2 protein-coding genes and 2 pseudogenes are annotated in these 3,664 nt (G+C 72.8%); 2 read left to right on the top strand and 2 right to left on the bottom strand.

Annotated elements, in window-relative coordinates; genetic code table 11:
• Window positions 1-590 (bottom strand): annotated as a pseudogene (locus AB0C29_RS38160) (hypothetical protein); the annotation flags it as partial.
• Window positions 591-608: 18 nt separating this feature from the next.
• Here AB0C29_RS38160 and AB0C29_RS38155 point away from each other — a divergent pair.
• Both AB0C29_RS38155 and AB0C29_RS38150 read left to right on the top strand, forming a co-directional pair.
• Window positions 609-1,598, top strand: coding sequence for an ADP-ribosylglycohydrolase family protein (locus tag AB0C29_RS38155; RefSeq protein ID WP_360831147.1), 990 nt, complete (start codon window positions 609-611; stop codon window positions 1,596-1,598).
• A 60-nt stretch (window positions 1,599-1,658) separates the two neighbouring features.
• Window positions 1,659-2,081, top strand: coding sequence for a DUF3151 domain-containing protein (locus tag AB0C29_RS38150; RefSeq protein WP_360831144.1), 423 nt, complete (start codon window positions 1,659-1,661; stop codon window positions 2,079-2,081).
• 42 nt (window positions 2,082-2,123) lie between these two features.
• Here the strand turns inward: AB0C29_RS38150 and AB0C29_RS38145 are convergent.
• Window positions 2,124-3,050: pseudogene (locus AB0C29_RS38145) on the bottom strand (ParA family protein); the annotation flags it as partial.
• Window positions 3,051-3,664 lie beyond the last annotated feature (614 nt).

The raw sequence follows: 3,664 nt of genomic DNA, 5'->3' as shown, positions 1-3,664 counted from the left end.
CGCCACGCCAGGGTCGTGGCCATCCGGTACGCGGCCGACCCCCGCGGCTCGGCGTGCCCACCCATGATCCCGACCGCACCCCGGGCGTCGTGCTCGCCGACCCACGCGGCCAGCGCCTTGCCCAGCGCGTTGTCGATGCCGGCGTCGTGCAGCCGCTGCCCGATGGCCTCGCGCAGATCGGGCGCCGCGCCGCCGTGGGCCAGGAAGTGCTCGTAGACGCGGGTGTCGTACATGCCCGCGAAGCCGTCCTGCTCGAACCCGAGGGCCAGATCGTCCGGCGTGTACAGGTGGGCCGGATGCGTCGGATAGGGACGGGCCTCGAACGGCGGCACCAGGTGCGCGCCCCGGGAGATGAGATCCATCTCGACCTCGGGGCCGGCCAGCCGGCAACCGACGAACAGGGTCCCGCTCACGTCGACGCCGGTGAAGTCGGGGCGCTGCTCGTCGAGCCGCAGCCCGAGCACGATCAGCCCGGCCAGCGACCGCTTGGCGAGGTGGGTGTCGAGTTCGGCGCGCGACTCGATCTCGGACGCGGTGGCGTCGAACGGGGTCTCGCCGCCGAACACGGGCTGCAATGGATCACCGGGCATGACCGTAGGGTAGCCAGCGTGAAAAAGGCGTCGGGATCGCTGTTCGGATTGGCGTACGGGGATTCACTCGGCAAGCCGACCGAGTTCCAGGACTACGAGACGATCGTGGCGGCGTACGGGCCGGGCGGGCCACGGGAGCTGACCGGTGACCCGGCGCTGGTCACCGACGACACCCAGATGATGCTGGCGGTCGGCGAAGCCCTGGTGGCGGCCGGTCCGCTGACCCCGGCGAGCTTCGAACCGGTGCTCCGGCAGGCGTTCCTCGACTGGGCGATCAGCCCCGACAACAACCGCGCCCCCGGCATGACGTGCCTGCGCGCGTGCGGAGACCTCGCCGACGGCCGGCCCTGGCAGCGGGCTTCACAGATTCACTCGAAGGGCTGCGGCGCCAACATGCGCGTCACCCCGGTCGGGCTGATGCCCGGGCTCACCGACAAGCAGCTCGCGGGAGCCGCCCAGTTGCAGGCCGGTCTGACCCACGGCCACGCGACGGGGCTGGCGGCGAGCGAACTGACCGCGTACGCGGTGCGCTGGCTGAGCGACGGCCTGCCGCCGCAGGATCTGCTGCCGCGCCTGCGGGCGCATTGCGCCGAGCAGCGGCGGATCTACCACGAGGACTGGCTCGGCGACCTGTGGCAGCGACCGGCGGTGGAATCAGCCGAGGACTTCATCTCCCGCGGCTGGGACGAGAACGCCGCGGCCCTCGACCGGGTCGCGGACGCGCTGCGCCGCGGTGACACCGGCGGCGACCCCTGCCTGGTCACCGGGGCCGGCTGGATCGCCGAGGAAGCGCTGGCCACGGCCCTCTACTGCTATCTGCTCACCCCGGACGAGCCGGTCACCGTCCTGGGCCGGGGCGCGGCCTCGTCCGGCGACTCGGACTCCATCGCCTGCCTCGCCGGCGGCTTCGCGGGTGCGGCGCTGGGCCTGGCGGCCTGGCCGCCGGCCTGGCAAGAGCGCATCGAGTACGCCGACAGGCTGCACGCCCTGGGCGAAGCATGGGATTAGCAAGGTGACATTCACCAACCCACCCCCGGGAACGGGTCCCCGGCGCGGTTGAATAGGCCCATGCAAAACCTCCTTCCCGAGCCGCCGGCCACCCGCCTCCCCGCCGACACCGAGGCCGACGCGGCCCTGGCCGAAGCGAAGCAGGCCGGCACCGACGACGCCTACAAGACCGTCGCGGCCCGCTACCCGGCATACAGCGGTGGCTGGGCGGCGCTGGCGGAGAGCGCCCTGGCCGAGAAGCAGCCGGTCACCGCGTACGCGTACGCCCGTACGGGCTACCACCGGGGGCTCGACGCCCTGCGCCGCAACGGCTGGAAGGGCCACGGGCCGGTGCCCTGGTCGCACGCCCCCAACCAGGGCTTCCTGCGCTGCCTGCACGCCCTGTCGCTGGCAGCGGCGCAGATCGGCGAGTCGGACGAGGCGGCCCGGTGCGCCCAGTTCCTGCGCGACAGCGACCCGGCCGCGGCCGACGCCCTGACCTGATCGGGCCGGGCCAGGCCGGAAACCCCGGCCTGGCCCCGACCTCTACAGACCCTCGGCCACCGCGGCGGCGATCTTCAGCCAGGAGTCGCGCGTGCCGTTCGACAGGTGGCCGTAGCGAAGCGGCTCACCCGAGTCGATCAACTTCTCGTACGGGGCCAGCAGAACCGCCCGGGTCCGGGCCGCGAAGTGCCGCTGAATCGCCGGCAGGTCGATGTCCTTGCGGGTGGGCGGCATCGTGACGACGCTGACCGCCTGCCGGACCAGCCGCTGCCGGCCGCTCTGCTCCAAGTGGTCCAGCATGCGCGCAGCGGTCTCGGCCGAGTCGTTACGCGCGGACATCGTGATCACCAGCTGGTCGGTGGCATCCATCGCCGCCTGCCAGTTCTGCGCCCGGACGTTGTTCCCGGTGTCCACGAAGATCAGCTTGTAGAACCGGCTGACGATCTCCCGAATCTCGGCGAACGCGCTCGCCGTGAGCATCTCGCCCGCGGTAGCCGATTCGTCCGAGGCGAGGACGTCGAACATGCCCTCGCCCTGCGCCCGCACGTACTGGCTGAGGTCACCGACCCGCCCGTGCGACCCGCGGAACAGGTGCAGGTCCCGCATCATGTCCCGGACCGTACGAGCATGGAAGTCCTGCTGCGCCCGCATGCCGAGGGTGCCCTGGGTCTCGTTGTTGTCCCAGGCCAGCACATAGCCGCCACGCTTCTGCCCGAACGTCATCGCGAGGAGCAGGACGGCGACTGTCTTGCCGGCGCCGCCCTTCGGGTTGACCACGGTGACCTGCCGCAGGCCGCCGAAGTTACGCCGGACCATCTCGACGTCCTGCTTGTACTCCTGCTCACGCTTGCCGGGCGCCAGCCGGACCAGGCCCATCGTGCCCTTCTGCAGCATGGCCCGGGCGCCCATGGTGGCGGTCGGCTCGGCCGGCTTGGCCAGCCGCCGCCGGGCGAACTCCTCCGCGGTGGGCGTGCCGTCCGAGACCCAGGGGAGCTGCTGGTAGGGATCTACGGGCGGGGGCTGCTGGTTGGGGCCGGGGGGCTGGTCGCCGTGGTGGGGCGGTTGCTGGAGCTGGGGGTGCGGGGCGGCGGCCCTGGGGTCGATGGTCGGCGGGAAGGGGCCGGGGACCGGGGGTGGTTGGGTGTTGGGCGTCCGGGGCTGCTCCACCGGCCATGGTGCTGGCTGGCCTTGGTAGGGCTGGCCCTGGTGGGTCGGGCCTGGGTGGGGTGGCAGCGGGCCGGGTGGCACTGGTCCTGGTTGGTTTATCCCGGCCTGGTGCGGTCCTGGCTGGTGGGGGCCGGCCTGGTGCGGCCCTGGCTGGTGCGGGCCGGGCTGGTGCGGTCCGGCCTGGTTGGGGGTTGGCACGGCTGGGCCTGTCAGGTGCGGTCCGGGCTGGGGGCCGGGTTGGTTCGGGCCGGGCACGGGTGCACCTGTTTGATTCGGTCCTGCCTGGTGGGGGCCGGGCTGATGCGGTGCAGGCGGGCCTCCCTGCTGGGGCCCGGTCTGGTTCGGCGCCTGATGCGGCGGTACCGACACGGGCGCTGCGCCGCTCTGCCGAGGGCCGCCGGTCTGCCCGCCACCCG

The organism is Actinoplanes sp. NPDC048791 (assembly GCF_040650095.1).
Taxonomy (GTDB): Bacteria; Actinomycetota; Actinomycetes; order Mycobacteriales; family Micromonosporaceae; genus Actinoplanes.
The sequence above is the reverse complement of the archived record's forward strand: the minus strand, read 5'-3'. Positions and strand labels throughout refer to the sequence as shown.